18 protein-coding genes and 2 pseudogenes are annotated in these 20,579 nt (G+C 54.1%); 9 read left to right on the top strand and 11 right to left on the bottom strand.

Annotation, left to right across the window (positions count from 1 at the left end; genetic code table 11):
• Positions 1-513 precede the first annotated feature (513 nt).
• Positions 514-1,788: an orc1/cdc6 family replication initiation protein gene (locus tag AC6I6L_RS18145; RefSeq protein ID WP_497919163.1), complete on the bottom strand. Its 1,275-nt coding sequence runs from the start codon at positions 1,786-1,788 to the stop codon at positions 514-516.
• 2,131 nt (positions 1,789-3,919) lie between these two features.
• Positions 3,920-4,165 (bottom strand): AAA domain-containing protein, encoded by a 246-nt coding sequence (locus AC6I6L_RS18140; RefSeq protein ID WP_497919211.1) that lies wholly within the window; start codon positions 4,163-4,165, stop codon positions 3,920-3,922.
• 153 nt (positions 4,166-4,318) lie between these two features.
• Here AC6I6L_RS18140 and AC6I6L_RS18135 point away from each other — a divergent pair, with 153 nt between their 5' ends.
• From AC6I6L_RS18135 to AC6I6L_RS18125, 3 genes are all read left to right on the top strand, one after another.
• Entirely contained in the window at positions 4,319-4,456 is a 138-nt protein-coding gene (locus AC6I6L_RS18135) for a hypothetical protein (RefSeq protein WP_497919162.1), read from the top strand.
• Positions 4,453-5,772, top strand: a complete 1,320-nt coding sequence (locus AC6I6L_RS18130; protein WP_497919161.1) for an IS200/IS605 family accessory protein TnpB-related protein — start codon at positions 4,453-4,455, stop codon at positions 5,770-5,772. Before AC6I6L_RS18135 ends, AC6I6L_RS18130 begins: the two co-directional genes overlap by 4 nt.
• 122 nt (positions 5,773-5,894) lie before the next feature.
• On the top strand, positions 5,895-7,049 hold the full coding sequence (locus AC6I6L_RS18125) for an ATP-binding protein (protein WP_497919210.1): 1,155 nt from the start codon (positions 5,895-5,897) through the stop codon (positions 7,047-7,049).
• 279 nt (positions 7,050-7,328) lie between these two features.
• Here AC6I6L_RS18125 and AC6I6L_RS18120 read toward each other — a convergent pair whose 3' ends face one another.
• From AC6I6L_RS18120 to AC6I6L_RS18105, 4 genes are all read right to left on the bottom strand, one after another.
• Complete coding sequence (locus AC6I6L_RS18120) at positions 7,329-8,180, bottom strand: magnetosome magnetite crystal formation protein family (RefSeq protein ID WP_497919160.1); 852 nt, start codon at positions 8,178-8,180, stop codon at positions 7,329-7,331.
• Between the two features lie 7 nt (positions 8,181-8,187).
• Positions 8,188-8,631: a magnetosome magnetite crystal formation protein family gene (locus tag AC6I6L_RS18115; protein ID WP_497919159.1), complete on the bottom strand. Its 444-nt coding sequence runs from the start codon at positions 8,629-8,631 to the stop codon at positions 8,188-8,190.
• A 43-nt stretch (positions 8,632-8,674) separates the two neighbouring features.
• Positions 8,675-9,265, bottom strand: coding sequence for a hypothetical protein (locus AC6I6L_RS18110; protein WP_497919158.1), 591 nt, complete (start codon positions 9,263-9,265; stop codon positions 8,675-8,677).
• A gap of 508 nt (positions 9,266-9,773) precedes the next feature.
• The gene (locus tag AC6I6L_RS18105; protein WP_497919157.1) at positions 9,774-10,028 is read right to left on the bottom strand and encodes a hypothetical protein; all 255 of its coding nucleotides are present in this window, start codon (positions 10,026-10,028) and stop codon (positions 9,774-9,776) included.
• Positions 10,029-10,201: 173 nt separating this feature from the next.
• On the opposite strand from AC6I6L_RS18105, the gene AC6I6L_RS18100 reads away from it, so the two are divergent.
• Entirely contained in the window at positions 10,202-10,474 is a 273-nt protein-coding gene (locus tag AC6I6L_RS18100) for a PadR family transcriptional regulator (RefSeq protein ID WP_497919156.1), read from the top strand.
• Between the two features lie 270 nt (positions 10,475-10,744).
• Here the strand turns inward: AC6I6L_RS18100 and AC6I6L_RS18095 are convergent, their stop codons facing one another.
• Together AC6I6L_RS18095 and AC6I6L_RS18090 are read right to left on the bottom strand one after the other, a co-directional pair.
• Positions 10,745-11,206: a response regulator gene (locus AC6I6L_RS18095; protein WP_497919155.1), complete on the bottom strand. Its 462-nt coding sequence runs from the start codon at positions 11,204-11,206 to the stop codon at positions 10,745-10,747.
• Positions 11,196-13,445: an ATP-binding protein gene (locus tag AC6I6L_RS18090; protein ID WP_497919154.1), complete on the bottom strand. Its 2,250-nt coding sequence runs from the start codon at positions 13,443-13,445 to the stop codon at positions 11,196-11,198. The genes AC6I6L_RS18095 and AC6I6L_RS18090 overlap by 11 nt, the downstream gene beginning before the upstream one ends.
• A gap of 636 nt (positions 13,446-14,081) precedes the next feature.
• Between AC6I6L_RS18090 and AC6I6L_RS18085 the strand changes: the two genes are divergently transcribed.
• Entirely contained in the window at positions 14,082-14,243 is a 162-nt protein-coding gene (locus AC6I6L_RS18085; protein ID WP_497919153.1) for a glycine zipper domain-containing protein, read from the top strand.
• A gap of 104 nt (positions 14,244-14,347) precedes the next feature.
• Here AC6I6L_RS18085 and AC6I6L_RS18080 read toward each other — a convergent pair whose 3' ends face one another.
• Positions 14,348-14,782 carry a universal stress protein gene (locus tag AC6I6L_RS18080; protein ID WP_497919152.1) on the bottom strand — a complete coding sequence of 145 codons (435 nt, stop codon included), beginning with the start codon at positions 14,780-14,782 and terminating at the stop codon, positions 14,348-14,350.
• A gap of 48 nt (positions 14,783-14,830) precedes the next feature.
• On the opposite strand from AC6I6L_RS18080, the pseudogene AC6I6L_RS18075 reads away from it, so the two are divergent.
• Positions 14,831-15,058: pseudogene (locus AC6I6L_RS18075) on the top strand (DUF418 domain-containing protein); the annotation flags it as partial.
• A 53-nt stretch (positions 15,059-15,111) separates the two neighbouring features.
• Here the strand turns inward: AC6I6L_RS18075 and AC6I6L_RS18070 are convergent.
• Positions 15,112-15,804: a TMEM175 family protein gene (locus tag AC6I6L_RS18070; RefSeq protein WP_497919151.1), complete on the bottom strand. Its 693-nt coding sequence runs from the start codon at positions 15,802-15,804 to the stop codon at positions 15,112-15,114.
• A 1,269-nt stretch (positions 15,805-17,073) separates the two neighbouring features.
• Between AC6I6L_RS18070 and AC6I6L_RS18065 the strand changes: the two are divergent.
• Both AC6I6L_RS18065 and AC6I6L_RS18060 read left to right on the top strand, forming a co-directional pair.
• Positions 17,074-17,462: pseudogene (locus tag AC6I6L_RS18065) on the top strand (transposase domain-containing protein); the annotation flags it as partial.
• Between the two features lie 145 nt (positions 17,463-17,607).
• On the top strand, positions 17,608-18,804 hold the full coding sequence (locus tag AC6I6L_RS18060) for an MFS transporter (RefSeq protein ID WP_497919150.1): 1,197 nt from the start codon (positions 17,608-17,610) through the stop codon (positions 18,802-18,804).
• Between the two features lie 57 nt (positions 18,805-18,861).
• Here the strand turns inward: AC6I6L_RS18060 and AC6I6L_RS18055 are convergent, their stop codons facing one another.
• Positions 18,862-19,677 (bottom strand): SDR family NAD(P)-dependent oxidoreductase, encoded by an 816-nt coding sequence (locus AC6I6L_RS18055; RefSeq protein WP_497919149.1) that lies wholly within the window; start codon positions 19,675-19,677, stop codon positions 18,862-18,864.
• 94 nt (positions 19,678-19,771) lie between these two features.
• Here AC6I6L_RS18055 and AC6I6L_RS18050 point away from each other — a divergent pair, with 94 nt between their 5' ends.
• The gene (locus AC6I6L_RS18050) at positions 19,772-20,575 is read left to right on the top strand and encodes a creatininase family protein (protein ID WP_497919148.1); all 804 of its coding nucleotides are present in this window, start codon (positions 19,772-19,774) and stop codon (positions 20,573-20,575) included.
• Positions 20,576-20,579 lie beyond the last annotated feature (4 nt).

Below are 20,579 nucleotides of genomic sequence, written 5' to 3'. Positions count from 1 at the left end.
GAAATCACCACGGTTTCTCGTCGAGGTGCACTGCAAGCTGGTGCAAAATAGAAGGCGATGTTACTGCGGGCGGCCAAGTCGTACTCGAAGGCGGTGCCGAGGTAAAAAAAGAAATCTTTGAAGAAGACACATCGATAGAGGGGTGTCGCTTCGTACACTCTTATTGGAACACTTCGATAGAGGGGTGTTAGTAGCGAAACCCCCGTTTTTTCCTTATTTACCCAACCAATTAATTTGGGATATTGCTCTCCACAATGGTGAATTCTTCATCATAAACCCCTAATCCGCCCGAACACACATCGATAGAGGTGTGTGGTTTGTCACAGAATGAGAAACGTAAGAAGCTATTAACATAAACAGTACTCCATCAAAATTCGTCAGTCATAATATCGAACGCAATATGATACTGATCAATCAATACACATCGATAGAGGGGTGTCCCCATTGTAACCGTGATATCTTCAACCCAGTTTCGATCAGGACGAGTGCGGTATTCTCCACCCCTGCAAGCTGTCACTTCTTGTTGCGAAGTTGTGCTCTTACGACCGACTGTATTTCGGCGGGAGTAACAGAGTCAATACGGGAATCTTCGCGAAGCGTCTCGAGAATTGTTTCCGGTCGCTCACCGAACTGAAACTCGAGGAACATGCCTGAACTCGGACCGTGACTCCGGCGCTCGAAGTCGACCAACGAGTACGTCGTCAACTCCTTCATTTTGTTGACGTAGGTTTCCTGATGGTACTGGTCGGCACCGATCGCATCGGTTAGAAACTCGTAGACACGGTAGCCGATCGTACTACGAGCTGTGCCATCGTCAGTCTCCGCAGCGACGGCGCCTGTCGCGTATAGACAGAGCTTCTTTTGCGTGCTGATACCGCGAACAACCTCGAGGACGCGGTTTTTCTCGACCTTGTCTTGTGCTTTTCGAACGTGGTCTTCGCGAACGTGCTTATCGCCCTCCCGCTCGGCAAGTTCTCCAGCGACACGCATCAGATCGATCGCTTTCCGTGCGTCACCGTGAGTCTGGGCAGCGAACGCGGCAGCCAGTGGAATGACGTCATCGTTGAGAACCCCCTCGTAGAAGGCGTCCTGCCGTCGGCGAAGGATAGATTGCAGCTGGTTCGCGTCATAGTCGTCGAAGTGGACGTCCTCGGGTGTGAACGAACTCAACGCTCGACTGCCAACCGACTCCATCATTTTTGTGTCATTCGAGATTGCAACGACCGAGATGTGCGCAGTCAGCTCGTCGTTGGCACCAGCTCGTGATAACTGGTAGAGCAGTCGAGAAAACGCCGGTTCCTGTTTGTCCCGACGCCCGACGAGCATGTCGAGTTCATCGAGAACGAATACGACCGAATCGAAGTTTTCGTTGACGATTCGGTACAGTTCATCCCACTTCTCCTTCGTCGCGACACCGTGTTTTGGAACCTCGACACTGACTTCGGCTTCCGCTGCAGCGCAACTCGCGAGTTCGTAAACCGCAACGCCAAGTGTATCTAGATCTTGACAATTGACCTCGATCGTTCCGAAGCGAATGTTTCGAGACTTGCAGATACGACTGATATTCTTACAGACGGCCTTCGTGATGAGGGATTTTCCGGTCCCGGACGGACCATAGAGGAAGAGATTCGGCGGTCGGTTGTCACCGAGCGCGACCCGAAGCATCTTCGTGACTTCCTGAAGTTGTCTATCACGACCGACAATTCGATCCTCTCGAACGATATAGTTTGGATCGAGGAGTGATCGCTCGCGAATCAGTCCCTTTTGATCATCGAACTCCAGAAGCATATCCTCGATCGACTTGGAATCGCCACCGGATCCGTCGATAGAAGCAGTCGAGTTCGATGGCTCGTTCCCAGGGTTCGATGGCTCGTTCCCAGGGTTCGATGGCTCGTTCCCAGGGTTCGATGGCTCGTTCCCAGGGTTCGATGGCTCGTTCCCAGGGTTCGATGGCTCGTTTCCAGAAGCCGCCATTGTCGGCACGTTTTCGTCGTTTCCAGGCAGGATATCCCCCGATCGATCACCCGTTTGCTCCGCGGAGTCGACCTGATCGTCGTTGCCCAGTGGGGTGGCATCGTTCGACTGGTCGTCGCTGTTCGACTGATCAGTGACGCCCAACTGATCCAGATCATCGGATTGATCCGACGGAAGTTCTGAACTAGATGAATCTGATGGAAACTCAGATCGCCTTGTACTCTCATCCTCCGAGCTTTCCGGTTCGGAGCGGGAAGACTCGGAGTCGTCAGAACCCATGCTAGGTAACCATTCAGGGAGGGGTCAAAAAAGTTCCCCACCTATATCGAAGTGAAATTCGGCGTTTTAGACGATGAGTTGCTTCCCAGAACAGGCGTCGATCGAAAACCGATGGTTGATTCGGTGAGCGGCGACGAAATGTTGAACAGAACGGGATCTGGTAGAATTCTCCCACTTCCAGACGGACACCCCTTTATCGAAGTGTTCGATGTGTTCGAGTGGACCTCCAAGAAACCAACTGGGGGGACGATTGAGACAGTCAAGAAGCCGAAAACGAAAACGTTAGACGGTCAGAAGGTGGTCTGCATCTGCCATCTGCGGATAGTGAGTCGATCAGGACTATCTATAATTGTTGTCCTTGAAAGGACAATATATCACCGAACACGGAACACATCGAACACATCGATAGAGGTGTGTGTGAGTGTTCTAGCTAGAAAGCTAGAAGAAGAAGGAAGAATTGGTGGAAATCTGATGTAGTATTATCGCGGTCTATTCCGTCTAACCGGCGTTTTCTTGGACTGAGTCGTTCTTGATGGGTATAACCTTCTCGAACATAGCCGTTCTACGCCCGCCCTCGAAAGACATCGAACACATCGATAGAGGGGTGTCTGTGTGATCCCTTCGAAGAACCACCGGAAAAATCCAAACACGTCGTCTTGATCAGGTGCACCTACAGTTTCTCTCGTAGCCTCCGAGAACACATCGATAGAAGGGTGCTCGATTCTTTAGAACCCCCCACGATTCTTGAGCTCTCGGATTCTGTTTTAACCAACGTTTCCGATATTCTCGTTCTGTTGGCCGATATTCTCGTTCTGTTGGTTATTTCGAGAACACTCTACCGAGTAGTGAATCGCCTAGAGGTCAAGCCCCAAGGCACTCGCTCTAGTGGTTCACCGATCGAATATCCACGATGTGGTGGAACTGGCCGAGATGCAGATTTATAGCGCTGAAAAAAGGGTGACTGTCACCGAGGTCACCCATTGTCTGCCCGTAGCTCCCTCAGTGTCCCGTCCATTACGTTGTACAGGTCGACAGTGTCGGAATAGGTGCATTCGGCGTGTTCCTAGACGTACTCAATTATTTCGTCGATCTCGGGATTCTTACTCGACCTGAGCTAGATCGGAGTCGCTCCTGCTTCGTCGATGGAAATGGTAACTGCCGATTCGATGATGAGTTCATCCACTGCATCGACAACTACGAGAAACCACGATCTGTCGTCGTATCGATCACCAGTGGTGCTGCGACTTCGATCGATCGTGTATTTCTGATTTGGTTGGTTTTCTCGCTGCGGCTCGCTCTGGATCGGATGATTTGTACTCATCGGTAATCTCGAGGCACACTGTCTCGAGGCACACTGTGTTGCGCCTCACACCTGTCGGCGCAAAAAAGGACGTGTAGCATCTGCTGTCGAGGTCCAGTTTCGAACGGAGCGGAGTTTTTCTGCGCAAATTAAGAGTTACAGGGAGTCGAGGAGAAAGCCCACAACCTTCAGTCGTGGGTGGATGTCAAGACTCACAGATGCACTCGTACTTGACTCGGCTCGTCGACGTCGACTCCGTCCTCAATCGTCGAAAGAGCCGCATCGATCGGTACGTCGATTTCGCATTCGTAATAGATACCGCCACTCTGCCTTCGTTTCGCTTTGTTCGATCGAGGGTTTCTGTTTCTATTCACCGATCGATATCATCCGCTCTTCCGATCGCAGTTGGTCAGCGAGAGTTGCATAGAAGTGAGCGCAGCTCTCCTCCGGTGATCGATGAGGAGCTACTGTTCCCAGGGTCTCCCAGTTGCCGACCAGGACTAATCGCTTTCGGGCCCGTGTGAGCGCGACGTTCAACCTGCGAGGCCCTTCCTCGGGGAACTCGAGGAAGCCGCTGTGGCCCGCATCGTTGCTCCGGACGAACGAGACGATAATGCCTCGCGTTCTTTAAGCAGCGAGAGAATCCCGCCGTTCACGGCGGGCGTGAATCGCGTCACTCCACTACGCGAACCACGTGCGACAGTTCTCTGAATACCCCACGCCAATACGAGCCTTTAAGATACGGTAAAACGTACTGAAAAACGGATGCGAGTTGACATCGCCATCGAACGTGGAAGCGACCTCCACGAACGAGTGAAAGAGTACTCCCGCGAGAACGGCTTGCGAATGGACTTCGCATACGCCGAACTCGTGGAAGAAGGACTTGACGCTGTGGAAGAATGAGTGAGGAGTGTAAGACGCTCGAAGCGTATCTTGCCCCACCCACTCAGCACAAGCAGCGCAAGCTCAACGACGAACACGACCGTTACGAATCGCTCCTTCACGAGAGTTTCAACGACGAGTGTGGCACGATGACTGCCGTCAACGAGGTTGTCAGCGGTGAAGACCTCAACTGGCACTCGAAAAACGCACTCAAACAATACGTTCCAAACCTCCTCGATGAGGACACGTATGATGCGAAGCAACTCGCAGACGATCACCCGATCCGCTACGCCAACACCGCAGCCGTCTTTGACCGCAATGACGACCGACACCACGAAATCTGTTGGGAAGTCCCACTCCCCGGTCGTGGGACGAATTTCTGGATACCGCTCCAGTTGAACCCCTCACAAGAAGACTGGTGGCACTCTCTGATTGACGACGAAGACGACAGCGTGTGGGCTGGCGAACTCCGCTTACAACTCGACGGTGACAGATGGGTGTTGCACGTCACGGCGAACTACGAAGTCGAACCAAACCACTCATGTTCGTGTGACAATGACAATGTGACTCCTGTCGGGTTTGATGTGGGTGAATCGAAACTCTTGGTGGGCTGTGTCCTCCGAAACGACATTCCTGTTGATCCGTTGTTCGTGGATGGTGGTCGCGTTCGACACCTCCGACAGAAACAAGCCAGTGCTGAAGACCGGCTGAAACCACGGTATGCCTCGAACCTCTTGGACGGCCTCGTGTGGGGACGGTGGCAAGAAGCCATCGAAGACGAAATTGAGAAAGCCTCCACACGAGCCGTCGCATACACAGCCCAGTTCAAGAACTCGGTCATCGTCCTTGAATACCTCGACGGTATCACGGACGAGGATATTGGGAAGTACTGGAATCGACGCCTCGGTAAGTGGCTATTTTCTCGCTTACAGTCACGCATCGAGGATAAGGCAGCGGAACACGGTATTCCTGTGGAATACGTGTATCCGCACCACACATCGAAAACGTGCCATGCGTGTCAACACGTCGGATACAGACCGCATCAGGGCACGTTCAAGTGTACGAATGAGGCGTGTTGGGTGTCGGAATCTCAGGCGGATTTGAACGCAGCAGCGAACATAGCCAATCGGCTGAATCCGTGGGGAGAGAGCCTGCCTTGGAAAACGGCAGACGATGACTCGCCTCGGAACGGGGGCCAGTGGCAGGCCCACCAAGACACATCACCGAACGAGGGACTCCCGTCCGAGAGGCGGGCTTCCGATGACAAGGTTTCGTATAGCTCACCAGCGGTGGGAGCGGGGATGGAGCCAGAGACCGGTGACGCGCACACGTCTTGAAACCTCAATCCAGCACCTTTGCTGGTATTCCACCCGTGGTGGAAGCCCCGGCGTTTACGCCGGGCGAGGATGTCACTGGCCGCTGCAAAACGGTTATCGTTCATCCGGTCCCAAACGATTTCATGGGTCATTATGACCGCACCGCGACTGCCGTTTGCGGGAGGAGAATTCTCGTCGGTCTCGGAGGGCTGTATATTCTCTTTGCTGTTGGATGGGCGCTCATGCGTCCGTCGGGGTCGATGGACATTACGAGTATACTTGTCATCACCAGTTTCATCGGTAGTTCCGGTTTGATCGTTCTTGTCGGCGGATACCGATTGCCCCACACCGACATCCACCCGAGATACTATTCCGTCGTTGCACGCTGGTGCCTCGCCGGAATCGGGCTAATGATCGCTATTCTCACGGTCTACGAATTCCAGCCCAGTCTGGACATCTCCCGTCCCTTCTTATCGGTCGCTGAACTCACGGGGTTCAGTTGTGTCGCCGGCTACGGCGTGGGGACATTCGACGCGAAAGCGAAAACGAATGCCCGTCAACTCGAACGACAAAACCGGCTACTGGAACGAACTCAAACGCAACTCGAAGCGTCGAACGAGCGGCTCGAACAGTTCGCGTCCGTCGCATCTCACGATCTACAAGAACCCCTTCGAATGGTTTCGAGTTACTTACAACTCATCGAGAACAGATACGGTGCAGAACTCGACGAGGACGGCGAGGAGTTTCTCGAATACGCGATCGATGGGTCCGAGCGAATGAGAGAGATGATTGATGGATTACTTGAATATTCGCGTGTAGATACACAAGGGGAGCCATTCGAACCCGTCGAACTTGATACAGTACTTGCTGAGAGTCTTAAGAATCTCGAGCTGCAAATTGAGGAGAACGACGCCGCTATCGAATCCGAGACGTTACCACGCGTTAGGGGAGATGGAAGGCAATTACGCCAACTCTTTCAGAATCTCATTTCGAACGGGATCGATTACAGCGGCGACGTGCAGCCACAGATCGCCATCTCTGCTGAACGTAGTGGCACGGAATGGATCGTTTCGGTTCGGGATAATGGAATTGGGATCGATCCAGAAGACCAAGATCGTATCTTCGAGGTGTTCCAGCGTCTGCACAGCCGCGAGGAACACGCCGGAACCGGGATCGGACTCGCAATTTGTCAACGAATCGTCGAGCGTCACGGCGATGAGATTCAGGTCGACTCCGAACCCGGCGAGGGCACGACGTTCTCGTTTTCGCTTCCTGCCGCAGGCGACGACAATACGTAAACAGTCTGGACTTACCAATCACAACCTCCACTCGATTAATCTTGGACTCGTACCACGTTCGCGCTGCGTATTCATCACGACTTATCGAAGAGATACGCTGATTAGCAGGAATCCCAGCGATCAGGCGGTGGGGAAGAATACGTCTCAAGGCCCAATCCGTCGAATCTTGAATTGAGTTAGCCGTATAATCGCGACCCAGCCCGTGACGCGCTACCTGGAAGGGTTGGAGACCTCAACGCGAGCGGCTCAGACGTGTCCGTTTCGAGTTGATGGCGGTCATTACGACCTCGTGGTCAGCCACCGAACGACATACACAAGAGAAGATACCCAAAACGCAGCAAGGAAAACATACATCGCATCTCCGGCGGGGTTGATCGAGTCAGTGAACGTCGCTGAAAGCGCGTATCCGGCAACGGCAACGACGATCGGAACGCCGAGGTACGCAACGACTGGTGGCTGCCATGTCGCGTCCGCCGGACGGGTACGTTCGCCGTGGAGATACATCGCAACGCCTGCGAACGGTGTCAGTACCATAATCAGGCCGATCATCGCGAATCCCGATGCGAAGAACATTGCCCCACCTCGTGGCCCAAGAAAGACGGTCCCGATGATGAGGGGTGCGAAAACGGTGTACGCCATGATTAGCAGGGACCAGCCACCAGGAAGTGCAACGCGGTGCGCAAATCGGTCAACCAGTGCGGGCGTTAATGGGTAGCGCCATGCGGTTCCGAACGTCGCTTTGCCCATCGCAATGAACCCAACGATGAATGTCCAGAACGTCACCACCATCCAAAGAGACAGCAACGCAGGAACGACGACACCAGCAACAGTGGCGATCGGTGAAGGAAGGACGGCGACGTCGGTGACGCCCTGGCCTGTCAGCTCAGCATAGGCAAACAGTGAACCGAACGTGACCACTGTCAACGCCAGCACCGTGAGATGCCATTCGAGTGCGTTGCGAGCGTTTCGTTTGGTGAACTCGTTGGTCGAAACGAGATATACCAGACCGGCCCCGATGGCACCGGTTGGTATCGCAACGAAATGGACGAAAATACCACCGACCGATCGCTCCTCGAGGAGTTTCGGCCCGTTGGTCGTCGACGGCGGCCCCTGGGTTTGTTGAGGAGACATGGATGTGCTACCAATATCGTTCGACGAAAGCGATTGCCCTTGGATACGTCCAGATCGATCCGAATATCGCTTTTACCGTTGCGACGATGGTGTACACGAACGTGAGCAATACTACAATCAGTAGGACGATTAGGAGAAGGAATCCGACGAGCCCAAATTCTATATCGAGCGGGGCTGGGAGCAAGGACATCTCAGTTGTTTCCCCTCCAATAGTGACCTCATCGGCGCCGAGGAAAAACATCACAACGGCGACGACCATGAGTGCAAAGATGGTGTCGTGCCAATTGATGACGTGACGGGCGTTCGACCGCGTAAACTCGTAATCTGAAACAGCGTACAGGATTATGGGTCCGAGAAATCCAGTAAACAGTCCGAGCAGGTGGACGAGGATGCCACCGATGGAGCGTTCATCGAGCAGTTCGGGACCAGGTACAGTTGATGTATATGTCATGGGTGTGGTGATCGGTGATCTGCAAGGTGTTCATCTCCATCGATTACGTTGATGGAAGGATATTCAACGGACCGTACCTACTGCGAATCCATCGGGCCGTCCGCTCCGAAACGAGCAGCGCCAGACTCACGAACAGGAGATCGAACGCAGTATCCCAGAGGACGATATCGCTCTGTGTACTGCTGACGTCGGTGCCAATAATCGTGAGTACGCCGCCGAATGCGAACAGTACCAGACTCAACTGAAAGCCAGCGAGCACGAGGGTGCGGATCCCAGCCGTGTCCGAAAGCGTGAGGAAACCGCGGGTGGAGAGCCGATCCAGCGCGGTGTCTGCGTTCAGCGCGCGTTTGCCCTCGGGCGAGAGCGGCCACGGCGACTCCGGGTGATTGATGTAGTACAGCGCGATCGAGTCGGGGTACGTTTCCGTTGCAACGACGTCAATCTCCTGTAGTTCCCGAAGCCGGTTGCGGACGGTGGCCCTGCTGACGTCGGGCTTGATGCGCGCTTGCAGTTGGCGAATCGAGAAGAACGGGCGATCGGACTCAAGCATCGTCTCGACGACATGCTCCTGTGTGAGCGCGTTGTCGAGGTTTCGATCGATCCGTTCGTCGATCCAGGGCGGAATCGCGGACACGGTATCATCGGATAATTGATGAGGAGTATTAAATCAAAGCAGGGATTTCGAGTGCACGAATCACCGTTTCACGGGCTCGAAACGAGCGTCACCATGTTCTCACAAGTTGATAACCATCGTATCAACGCTTGAATCTCGTGATTTCTGGAAAAGATTGCTTCTGTTTCGATTCTACCCACCGTCCGGTAGTTCGAGGTGGAGAAACGCTACTGACGCCCGTGAGTTCGACTCGTGACGAAGCGGGTCAAGCGTCAATCCTCACTACCCAACACCGATACGATCGATCCGGTTCTGAACCCGGCCAACGCAGCTACAAGACTCGAAACCCCCATCACTAGAAGCATACGGCTATCCCCACGGCTCCCGGACCGGAAATAGTGTAAAACTCTAAATAAATCGATCGATGATTTGAGGTCATGGCCCTCCACCTAACGAACGCAGTACGCGGCGGTATCGAACGGGCAACAACCCGAACCGGCGGCATATTGTTCGGAGTGTTGATCGCCCTTCAGTTCCTAACGATCGCGTCGCGAAAGTCATCTAACGACTGGGCGAGTTCGTCGAGCCACGTTCCTTCCTCACCGGGAACGTAGCGGACGACGATCAGGTCTTGCTCATCTGCGTCACGCGTCGTGTCGAGGCGCTGGGTTCGGTGCCAGATTCCTGTGACTTCGACGTATCCGTGCTCGGCATGGTCGTACGTCTCGCCGTCCTCTATAGCTTGATCGGAGGCGGAACTGGCACGTCGTTCCTCGTTGTTCATTTGGATTGTTACTGGGTCGCATACGTTCTTTCTGCTGCCTGCTATAGATGGCTCTCATCCTCCGATTCGGAAGGATAATCGCTATTTACACAACCTGTACTCGTCAGTTATGTGAACCCATCTCAGATACGCGAGAAATAACAAATATCACGCTCGGTGGAACGTCCTGTGAGATGAACGATCTGACAGGGTTCCAACGCGACCTGTTGTACGTCATCGCGGGATCCGATCACTCATCAGGCCAAGATATCAAAGCGGAGGTCCAGCAGTATTACAGTAGCGAAATCAATCATGGACGGCTCTATCCTAATCTCGACACCCTGGTCAACAAGGAGCTCGTCGAGAAAGGCGAGGTCGACCGACGGACCAACTACTATGATCTCGACGATTCAGGAGCGGAAGTTATTGAGAACCGACGAGAGTGGGAGTCACAGTACGTCGATTAGTCTCATTGTGTTCGTACCATAGTCATGCCCTGTATCTCGCACTGCCCACTCAACTCATCCAGCAACTGGAAGAAAGAGCGTGTAGTCAGCAGAAGATCATAGTTCGTTTCGGATCGTCAGCAGCGAAACAGCCGTTAAGTACGTCTGCGAACTACGCAGTCTATCGCCCAGTTGAAGGTTCTCTCAATTGTATATAATAATGAAAAATACAAGGTCCCAAAGTGGGTATGCGTACACGCGATCGGCCCCATCCCAAATATGAGTATCTGCTCAATCCAGATCTGTATCAGTCGGCAGTCGCATGACGGAGAACCAAAACCGCTCCAACTCCTGAATTTGGTCTATGAACTCGTTGGGATCAACCGGTTTCGTGAGGTATCCACTTGCACAGAGCTCGTAGGACTGTACGACATCCATTTCGGATTCCGAACTCGTGAGTACGATGACTGGAATGCGCCGGCGGTCTGGATCCTCGTGCAGTTCTTCGAGCACCTCGTCCCCGTTCTTTCGCGGAAGATTGAGGTCTAACAGCACGAGGTCTGGCCGAGGTGCGTCGGCATAGTCGTTTCGTTGGAAGAGGAAATCGAGGGCATCGACACCGTTCTCGACGACGTGAAGTGTATTCGCGATCCGTCCGTCCTTGAACGCCTCTTTCGTGAGACGAATATCACCAGGGTTGTCCTCGACGAGAAGAATATCGGCTGGTTCCGCAGCGTCGAATTCAATCGGCATGCGTATCCTCGGCTCGAAGCGTAAATGAGAACGTCGATCCCTCGCCAGGCTCGGAGTCGACCCATATTTCACCGCCGTGACGCTCAATGATCCGCTCGCACAGCGCCAGTCCAATACCCGATCCCCTGTGGTCCCTCTGAGACTGGAGCCGTTGGAAAATCTCGAATATCCGATCTTGCTCGTCTGGCTCGATCCCAACTCCCTCATCATGAACCGACACTTCCCACATGGAACTGTCCCGTTCGGCGGAAATGTGCACACGTGGCGGGTCGTCCCCACTATACTCGAGTGCGTTACTCAGGAGGTTCTGAAACACCTGCTGTAACTGACGTTCATCTCCCCACACTCGTGGTAGCTCATCGACGTCTACTTCGGCACCACGTTCGGTGATCCGCATTTCGAGGTCATCGCGGACGTCTGTGACCACTTCATCGAGGTCGATCGGTTCGAGCGACTCCCCATGGGCTTCTACGCGTGAGTATGCCAGTAGCCCGTCGATCATGTCGCGCATCCGGTCAGCTCCGTCGACGGCAAACTCGAGGAATTCCTCGGTCTCCTCGCTCAGTTCGTCATCGGCCCGGCTCTCGATCAACTGCAGATAACTCGAGACCATCCGGAGCGGTTCCTGGAGGTCGTGGGAAGCCGCATAGGCGAACTGCTCTAACCGTGCGTTGGATTCCTCGAGATCGTCGACTAACTGTTCGAGTTCCTGTTGGTACTGGTGGCGCTCGATCGCCTCCGCGAGAATGTTCGCGACACTCTGGACGAAGGTCACGTCCTCCTCGGAGAATTGCCGCCGCTCGGTGTCGTGGGTGCCGAGGATCCCCCACGGGTCGTCAAACGAGCCGATGACAGTACTGATACCACTCCGGACGTCGTGGCTCGTCAACAACTTGGGACCGCTAAACCGCGTCTCCGTCTCGAGGTTCTCGACGACGATCGGGTGATTATTCGCGAGGGTGTACGCAGCCTGGGAGTTTGCTTCGATCGAGGAGACGGTCGCCTCGCCGACGATGCCGTCGTGCCAGCCGACCCCCTGTCGGAGCAGGAGTTCCTCGGCCTCAGGGTCGAAATCGAGTACCTTGCAATACTCGTTGTCGAGAACGTCCGCTACCTTGCGAGCCGCATCGTCCATGAGCTCGTCCAGGTCGTCGGTTTCGAGAGCAGCCTGACCGAGGTCGGCAACGATCTGTTGCTGCTCCGCTTGCTGTTCGAGCGTCTTTTCGCGTTGCTTTTGTTCCGTGATGTCGGAGATGATCCCCTCGAGTAGAGCGATGTGTTCATCATCGTCTACGATTCCGCGACCGTGTGAGCGGACCCACCGAATGTCGCCTTCGGCGGTTTCAATGCGGTAGGTTACGGAGTACGATCCCTGCTCGTCAACCGTCCGTCGGATCTCCTCCCACACGTCATCTCGATCTTCGTCGACCATGATATCTCGTCCATAGTCGATCTGGCCGCTCTCGAGGGCTTCGGGTTCGTACCCAGTGATCTCACGACAGGCATCGCTGACGAACTCCATGGGCCAGCCCGGCTCGTTGCGACACCGGTAGACTATACCCGGGACATTATCGATGAGCGTCGAGCGCTGGCGCTTCAGCCGGTCGGTTTGGGCCTCAAGTCGACGTTCGTATTCCCGCCGGTCGGTCATGTCCCGGGTGACCTTTGTAAATCCCTCGAGCGTGCCGTCGTCGTCCCGTATCGCCGAGATCGTCACGTTTGCCCAGAATTCCGACCCATCGGCCCTGACCCGCCACCCTTCATCTTCGGTCGAACCGTGACGAGCGGCTTCTGTGAGATTGGCCTCTGGAACACCAGACGTGCGACCGTCCGCTCTATAGAAGGTTGAAAAGTGTTCACCGATGATCTCGTTGGCCTCGTATCCCTTGATCTGTTCGGCACCCGCATTCCACGTCTGCACATACCCATCGGGATCGAGCATGAAAATTGCGTACTCGTCGGTTGCATCAACGAGCGCCTGAAACTGATCGTCGGATGGTTTCGGTTCCCTCGTTGTCTCTCGTTCTGCCCTGGGTGGCTGCCACCACACGCGTCCATTGCCACCGACTTTCTTCGTTTCGAGCCGGCCGTGGTCAACGAGGCGCTCCAGACGCTCGTAGGTACTCCGGCGGCCGAGGTCGACCGTTTCGGCTACCTCTGTTGTCGTCATGGGCGCTCCCTCCTTGTCAAAGAGAGCAAGAGTTTCACGAAGCGTGTCGGTCAACGGAGGCGAAGCCATCGTTCAGCTACCTCACAACGCAAGCAAATAAAGCCTCCGCCGTTGGAGGGTTGCTCCGTAGTTTGTTTCGCTCCACACTACGCGAACTATCGTGTACAGTTGCTGGCACAATGAATCAGTTATTCAGTACAACTGTATATTGAACGAGTGTTAACAGTCAGTCTATTTCTTCGTCTTGGACAGTGGGACTATCTGTATATTCGATAACATCGAACTTTTCTGACCCGCAATCACAGCCCGTCCTTCTCCCGATGGGTTGAATCGTTCCGTCAGACCCTCTCGGCCGCATAGACAGAACCGCAGGATGAACAAATAACAACTGTTCGTTCACTCTCTCTATCAGGCATTGTAACTATTGACGGTTTACTTCCTCTATAACAATTATGTAAGTATCTGAGTGAATGTCTTCGACTGCTCTGTCTGTAACCTGTACTAAGCGATCACCTCGTTCGCAGATCAAGCCGAATGTCGTGCCACATTCGCGCTCTGTATGCAGCAGTGGCTGACCAATCTACTCAGTAGATGTCAGTAGAACTCTGCTGCATACAGGCCTTTGAACAGTGGAAACACAAAACGAGTACAAGTTGTGACCATGGGTGAAGAACGTTTATATCGTATAGGAAAAAGACAGTATCAATGAGTCAAACTGAGGGAGATGACCAAGGGCTGGGAGTTGGAATCGCTATTGGAGCAGGACTCGGTGTTGCGCTCGGAGTCGTGATGGATAACATCGCGTTAGGTATTGCAATCGGTATGGGCGTTGGGATTGCAATCGGTGCTGGATTGTCGACGCAGTGAGTATGCGCTGTGTATCTCGCATGAGTGCTATCTATCTGCCCATTCCCTGTCAGAATCTGCGTGACCGATACAGAGAATGTATGCAGCATGCCGACAGCAATTTGCTATGGGACGATCGTTACAGGTACAGACGATCGCTTCACAACGGCCCTCGCCACACTACCGAGTAGTGCTTCCTGAATACTGGATCGGCCACGACTGCCCATTACGATGTGATCTACACCGCTTCTCTCCGTATATTCGAGGATTTTCTCCGGAGGATCGCCCGCCTCAATGATTGTTTTGATTTCACGATCACGTGCTGCACCCTTGCTGCGGTACTCGTCAAAGATCTCTTCAACGGCTTCGCGTCGCTCCTGCTCTTTTTGTTGTGACTTCTCATAGTCGAATCCATCAGCACGCACGTAGTTGAAGAGGGTGAGTGGATTGAGTACGTGCAGGAGGGTTATTTTCGACTGTGGAATCTCTTCTAAGACGTATTCAAAGGCGCTCTCAGAACTGGACGATCGGTCTATTGGAACGAGTATATGTTGTTCCATATCCACTGTTCGCTTGGTACAGCTACAAACCTTCCTCTTGGGTATTTATTTCTGAACTATTTGATTCAAACAATTTTTGCAACATCGATTTTTTACGGACACGGGCTCGGTCTGTTCGGAACGGTTACACGGTTGGAGGCGCTTGCAGTCGTAGTCATAATCTGGGCGGTCCAGATTCCAGTGTCAGTGCTGTGGCTTCGATATTTCAGATATGGTCCCGTCGAATGGGTCTGGCGGACCCTCACCTACGGTGAGCGCCAGCGTCTACAGAATTGACCTCTTCCCGCGCCTGAAGACGCGAGTATGCGCTCGTGCAACGTATCTATAACTCATTTGTATCGTGAGATCACCTGATCGAAGACGAGCAGTAACAGCCAAAATAATGGTGTCCACTGAACCAACACGAACGACAGCGGCACGCTTACTGCGAAGGTTACAATCGTGATACTGCCACGCAGGAGGTCGATGCGATGCGTTTCGGTCGGTATACGCGGATCTGTCAAATCACGCCGTTTTGCGTAGGCCAGCATTGATGTATCCACGGTCGCTAGCCCGGTCAGCAGGATTGCGAAGACCACGTAGGGGAGCGGTTCCGTTGGATAGTTCCCGAGAAGGTCGTTTGGAAACGGAACGAGGGCAATGAGCGCGAGATAGACGATACTGAGACCGACCATCGGCATATCGATTCCGCGGAGTGACTCGAAGAGAGAGTTGTGATTGTACCAGTACAAGGCGACGATAAAGACGGTCAGCGCGAACGCGACGAAATTTGGCAGCAAATCGACGATCGACCGACCGAGATCAGCGGGGGACATCCCAGCAGGAATGGTGATATTGAGTACGAGCAGAGTCAGAGAGATGCCAAAAACGCCGTTACTAAGTGCCAGAATTCGGGAGAACCACTGGCTATCTCGACCGCGGCTACCCTCGGGGAGGGATGGCCGCGTATCGGTGCGGTTTCGGAGGCTGTCGGAGTTCAAACGTCGACGAGTGCGTCGTGATGTGCGTCTACGGTTGGTCATCGTGAGTTTCGTGCTGTGCGTGTGGGGAGGCCGACCCACGACGGCGATCTTCGGCTTGTGACGGGGGGATCGCTGTCGGATAGCGCAGTATCTATCGTCGCAATAGAATACCCTATCGAATGAGAGCGGTGCCGACTGGCAACCCGAGCGGAACCGGTAGAGTGATTCTTACGGCGAACCATCTCCTGGTTCACGTCGAGTGACGATTTATCGATGGATTCGACGCGACACTGGTCGGCGGGGTGCTGGTCGTGACAATTTCTCTCGGTGCTGGAATCGGTTATCTGGTAGACGATATCCAATCCCGGCTAACGATTGGCCCGTTGACTGGTATCGTCATTGGTGCAGTACTGAATCACAGGCGATCGTAGTTGGACGGCTGTCGGGTTTTCACGAACCGGTATCTTCAGAATTTCTTCCGAAGAATCCGCTTCGTCATGCGTCACATCTTGTGATACCCTTGATCACTACGGCTGCGTAGTGACTGATCTGAATGGGGTTGTCCGACTACTTTATTAGAAGATGACTCGTGATCCGGGTTATGGTACTCAGTTTAGCCGCGTACGTCTATGCGTCGGTTCGCACGTCTGAACACGAATTTAATAGGGAGTTCGCTTTTTTGCTCTTCCTCGCAGATGCGGCCATTGCAGGCGCAATTTTCCCCTCTCAACTGTTCACATAGCTGTCGGGGGCATCGTTCAGTCCCGCTTCTATCAATCACTATCGTCGTCCCGCTGACGTGCTCCGCTGTGACAGTAACGAAACGAGATTGATCGTACATCTCGACTCAGTCTCGGCGGCTTCGCCCAGGTGGGAGACCTCCCTGAACGAGGACGTGATGGCCCGTCTCTGATGGCGCGACGTCAGTGTGGGAGTCGTTGGACGATCGCTTTCGCGTCCTTGTCTGGCCTCTCAGTTTCTGGATCGCAACACTTGTCCAAGTCAATCCCAGCGAATGGGTCTGTATTCGTAAAGATGATGTCTCACTTCGCCATCCGTCTGTACCAATAGCGACCGACTCTGAACGGGTATCAGTAGCGGCTCCTCTCGTTGGGATTGACTCGCAGCGCGCTCACGAACCGGTGTGTCATCGATCGACGTTCTGTTGCTCTCGGTGTTATTTCGAGAGCAACGATCGCAAGGCGTTGCCGACGACGAGCAGCGTACACGCAAGGTGTGCGCCCGCGGTGACCAGCCGGTTCAGGAAGCCAGCGATCGTGATCGGAATGGCAATCGTGTGTATCCGTCGAGATTAATCGTGAATGATATTGGCTGTATTCTGAAATATACTTCGAGACAACGTTGGTTCTCGATGTCGCGTTGTTTGATCAGATTGGTACTGGTCCGACGGCTGCATTTCTCTATGGATTCCGTGAGAAACACGATTTTTCGGACGGTGAGTTTCGTGTCAATTAATCCGGCTACCGGACTCCACTTTCACAATTAGGGTTGAATAGTCGAATGAACTATACTGACCGAACCCTATCGAAAAGTGGTTTCGTCCCCTCAAAATGTGGATCGACCGTTTCCATAACTCGTGGGTCAGTAGTCGGCCGAGCACACGCAAGTATATTGATCGATTTACACATTACTATGACCGCCAGAGACCGAATCAATCGCACGATGGAAACACGCCAGACGAGGAGGTTCAGAACTAGACAGTACCGTTGAAATATTAATTCTGATTAGTATTTTAATATAGTTTTGTTTCTGACATTATGTCTGGCAACGCGTATCCTCTGCTTTAGGTGGAAGACAGTGAGAATCTAAAGGCTAAAGTACAAAATCGATAATCGTACAGTAGTGAGCTCAGCGACAGCACAACAGACTGCAGACGAGAAACTTGCGAGTGGATACTCTGGACGGATTCTGCTTGTAATCACTCTTGGGACGCTTTGTGGTCAGCTCGGATATCTTATCCTCCCGCCATTGCTCTCGGAAATCATCGTAACGCTCTCAATTTCGGAGATTCAGGCAGGTTTCGGACTGAGCTTACTCGCCTTGCTTACAGCGGTGTTTCGATATCCGGGCGGTCGTCTCTCCGATGACCTCTCTCGGAAAACAGCCATCGTTCTCAGTTTCTTCTCGCTAATCGTCGGCTACTGTATCCTCGCGACCGCAACGAGATACGTGACGTTCTTGTTCGGAGTGTCCTTCGTAGGGATTGGACTCGGAATGTACGTCCCGGCAGGTTTTGCACAACTCTCAGACGTCTTCACGCAGAAACGAGGTCGTGCGTTCGGGCTGAACGATGCGGCCGTTAGTCTAGCTGGCGTGTTCGCTTCCGGTTTTGCAGTCGTCGCAATCACGATTGCAACGTGGCGGTATGCGTTCGCTCCAATCCTAATCGGTCTCGTGTGTGTCGCGCTATTGTATAATTATTGGAGCCCGGAGGAGTACAGTATAGAAAGGCCCCAACTCACCGTTCTTCCGACCTTTCGACGGGTTGTTCAGGCTCCAAATCTCCGTTTCGCCGTTCTCCTTGCCGGGCTATTCATGTTCGTCTGGAATGGTACTGTCAGCTTCTTACCACTTTTCCTCGAGAGCGTTCAAGAACTTACTCGCAGTACAAGCAGCGCCGCGTACGCAGGGGTGTTCATTATTGGGGTGCTGGCGACCCCGATTTCGGGATACTGTGGCGACCGTGTCGGTCCGCTCCCTACCGTCGTCACCGCGATCGGTAGCGCCTTCGTCGGCTTGACACTGCTCCTGTTTACCACCTCGGTCGCCGAAGCCGTGACCGGAGTACTGTTTCTCGCCGTAGGCCTGACCGGGTTTTGGCCTCCGATGACGTCCCACCTCATGACTACGTTTCCGGATGAAAAGAAGGGGGGAGACTACGGCGTCGTCGGAACGGTGTATATGGGGTTCGGAAGCTTTGGTCCCTCGTACGTCGGATTCGTGAGCAGTCAATCGGGCTACGTGGCGGCGTACAGTGGATTTCTCGTCGTCCTCAGTATTTGCGTGGTCATTGCTTCGTGGCTTGTGTTACAGCGGTAAAGAGAGCGACAATCTCATTTTGGCGAGTCGCTAAAATCGGTTACGAGCGTATCACGCTCACTCGAGTCGGTCTATGTCGTAGAGCGTCCGCTGGAAGGTTTGATCTAGTCCGCACGTTAACCCGCCGTCAACCACGATTTCGGTTCCGGTTACGAACCGGCCGAGGTCACTGGTCAGGTAGAGAATTGCATTCGCGACATCATCGGGTGTCCCAAACTCTTGCAATGGATACTGGTCGAGCAGTTGTTCGTGGAAGTCTTCGTCCCAGTCCGCGGCGCGTTGTTCACGTCGGGATTCGGTGATGATCGTTCCTGGACAGACGGCGTTCGATCGAACTCCGTACCGACCGTACTGCGTGGCAATTAGACGCGAAAAGGCGTGTATCCCATTTTTTGCCGCTGAGTATGCGGGGAGGCCGATACCGGTGAGCGCGTTTGCTGAGGAAACGAACACGATGGACCCGCCGCCCGATTCGATCATCACCGGCAACACTTCGCGTGTGCAGGTGTATGGCCCGGTCAGGTTCAGATCGATGATCGTCTCCCAGGAGTCTTGGTCTACGGTGTGGGCGATATCGTCGTCGAGCGCGCCGCCGGCATTATTTACGAGGATGTCTACCGTCCCGAATTCCTCAACCGTCTCGCCGGTCATCGAACGAACGGATGTCGTCTCGGTCACATCGGTCTCTACGAAGAGTGCTTCTCCACCAGCATCCTCGATCCGGGATACGGTTTCGGCCGCGTTTTCCGCGTCGACATCGGCAACCACGACTGCGGCCCCCTCTCGGGCGAGCGTGGATGCGATCTCCCGTCCAATTCCGTTCGCCCCACCGGTAACGATAGCTGTTTGACCCTTGAGTACCCGGTTGTCCATGTACTGTAAATCGTTACCGCGGGTTCATCAAGTACGTTTCCCTGTCGGCCGGTCACGTCGAATGAATTATGAGGTTCCTCCGTGAGTTCCTGATATGCTCGGCTTCGACGACAGCTATCGGTCTGTAGCGTGGGCTGCAACTCCAGCAAACAAAATTCGTGCGATCGGCTCCCAGGAAGGGTCCGTTCTGGTTGTTCCCGTCGGTAGCATCGAACAACATGGATACCACCTCCCCGTCGGGACCGATACGATGCTTGCAACGGCTGTCTCTATGGCAAGTGCTGACGCCGTTGAGGAAGATCTCCCGGTGCTCGTAACGCCGCCGATTTGGTGTGGCTACTCGCCCCATCACCGATCGCTCGGTGGGACGCTCACGGCCGCGTTCGGTCACCTTCTCACTCACACCCGGAGCATTGTAGAGGCCGGACTCGCAAACGGATTCGACGCCGTCGTCCTCGTCAACGGCCACGGCGGGAATCGGGCGCTCGTCGGTGCCGTCGTCAGCGAGGTCGGACATGCGTATCCGGACAATCAGGTGCTCGGATTTACCTACTTCGACCTCGCGACCGATGTCGTCGAGGAGATTCGTGACAGTGATCTCGGTGGAATGGCCCACGGTGGAGAGTTCGAAACGTCGCTCATGCTCCACCTGGACACGGCTCTCGTTGACCGGGACGCGATGGACGCGGAGCCGTTCGACGAACCGTACGACCTCGGTGACGAAGACCTCATCAAGCCGGGACCACTCGGAGTCTACCGGCCGTTCGAGGACTACTCGGAGTCGGGTGCGATCGGTGCACCGAAGCGAGCCTCCGCAGAAAAGGGTGATATCCTCTTTGCGTTCCTCACAGAAGAAATCGCGGACCTCTTCCGAGAGATTCACGCGCGAAACCGGTAACCGT

It is taken from the genome of Halosolutus sp. DAT137 (assembly GCF_059736405.1).
Note: the sequence above shows the minus strand (reverse complement) of the source record. Positions and strands in the feature narration are given on the sequence as shown.

What these genes read in the sequence shown, in the direction of transcription:
- AC6I6L_RS18145 (WP_497919163.1), bottom strand. Translation starts at nt 1,788, where the DNA reads ATGCTTCTGGAGTTCGATGATCAAAAGGGACTGATTCGCGAGCGATCA.
- AC6I6L_RS18135 (WP_497919162.1), top strand. Translation starts at nt 4,319, where the DNA reads ATGCGAGTTGACATCGCCATCGAACGTGGAAGCGACCTCCACGAACGA.
- AC6I6L_RS18130 (WP_497919161.1), top strand. Translation starts at nt 4,453, where the DNA reads ATGAGTGAGGAGTGTAAGACGCTCGAAGCGTATCTTGCCCCACCCACT.
- AC6I6L_RS18125 (WP_497919210.1), top strand. Translation starts at nt 5,895, where the DNA reads ATGGGTCATTATGACCGCACCGCGACTGCCGTTTGCGGGAGGAGAATT.
- AC6I6L_RS18120 (WP_497919160.1), bottom strand. Translation starts at nt 8,180, where the DNA reads ATGTCTCCTCAACAAACCCAGGGGCCGCCGTCGACGACCAACGGGCCG.
- AC6I6L_RS18115 (WP_497919159.1), bottom strand. Translation starts at nt 8,631, where the DNA reads ATGACATATACATCAACTGTACCTGGTCCCGAACTGCTCGATGAACGC.
- AC6I6L_RS18105 (WP_497919157.1), bottom strand. Translation starts at nt 10,028, where the DNA reads ATGAACAACGAGGAACGACGTGCCAGTTCCGCCTCCGATCAAGCTATA.
- AC6I6L_RS18100 (WP_497919156.1), top strand. Translation starts at nt 10,202, where the DNA reads ATGAACGATCTGACAGGGTTCCAACGCGACCTGTTGTACGTCATCGCG.
- AC6I6L_RS18095 (WP_497919155.1), bottom strand. Translation starts at nt 11,206, where the DNA reads ATGCCGATTGAATTCGACGCTGCGGAACCAGCCGATATTCTTCTCGTC.
- AC6I6L_RS18090 (WP_497919154.1), bottom strand. Translation starts at nt 13,445, where the DNA reads ATGGCTTCGCCTCCGTTGACCGACACGCTTCGTGAAACTCTTGCTCTC.
- AC6I6L_RS18085 (WP_497919153.1), top strand. Translation starts at nt 14,082, where the DNA reads ATGAGTCAAACTGAGGGAGATGACCAAGGGCTGGGAGTTGGAATCGCT.
- AC6I6L_RS18080 (WP_497919152.1), bottom strand. Translation starts at nt 14,782, where the DNA reads ATGGAACAACATATACTCGTTCCAATAGACCGATCGTCCAGTTCTGAG.
- AC6I6L_RS18070 (WP_497919151.1), bottom strand. Translation starts at nt 15,804, where the DNA reads ATGACCAACCGTAGACGCACATCACGACGCACTCGTCGACGTTTGAAC.
- AC6I6L_RS18055 (WP_497919149.1), bottom strand. Translation starts at nt 19,677, where the DNA reads ATGGACAACCGGGTACTCAAGGGTCAAACAGCTATCGTTACCGGTGGG.
- AC6I6L_RS18050 (WP_497919148.1), top strand. Translation starts at nt 19,772, where the DNA reads ATGCTCGGCTTCGACGACAGCTATCGGTCTGTAGCGTGGGCTGCAACT.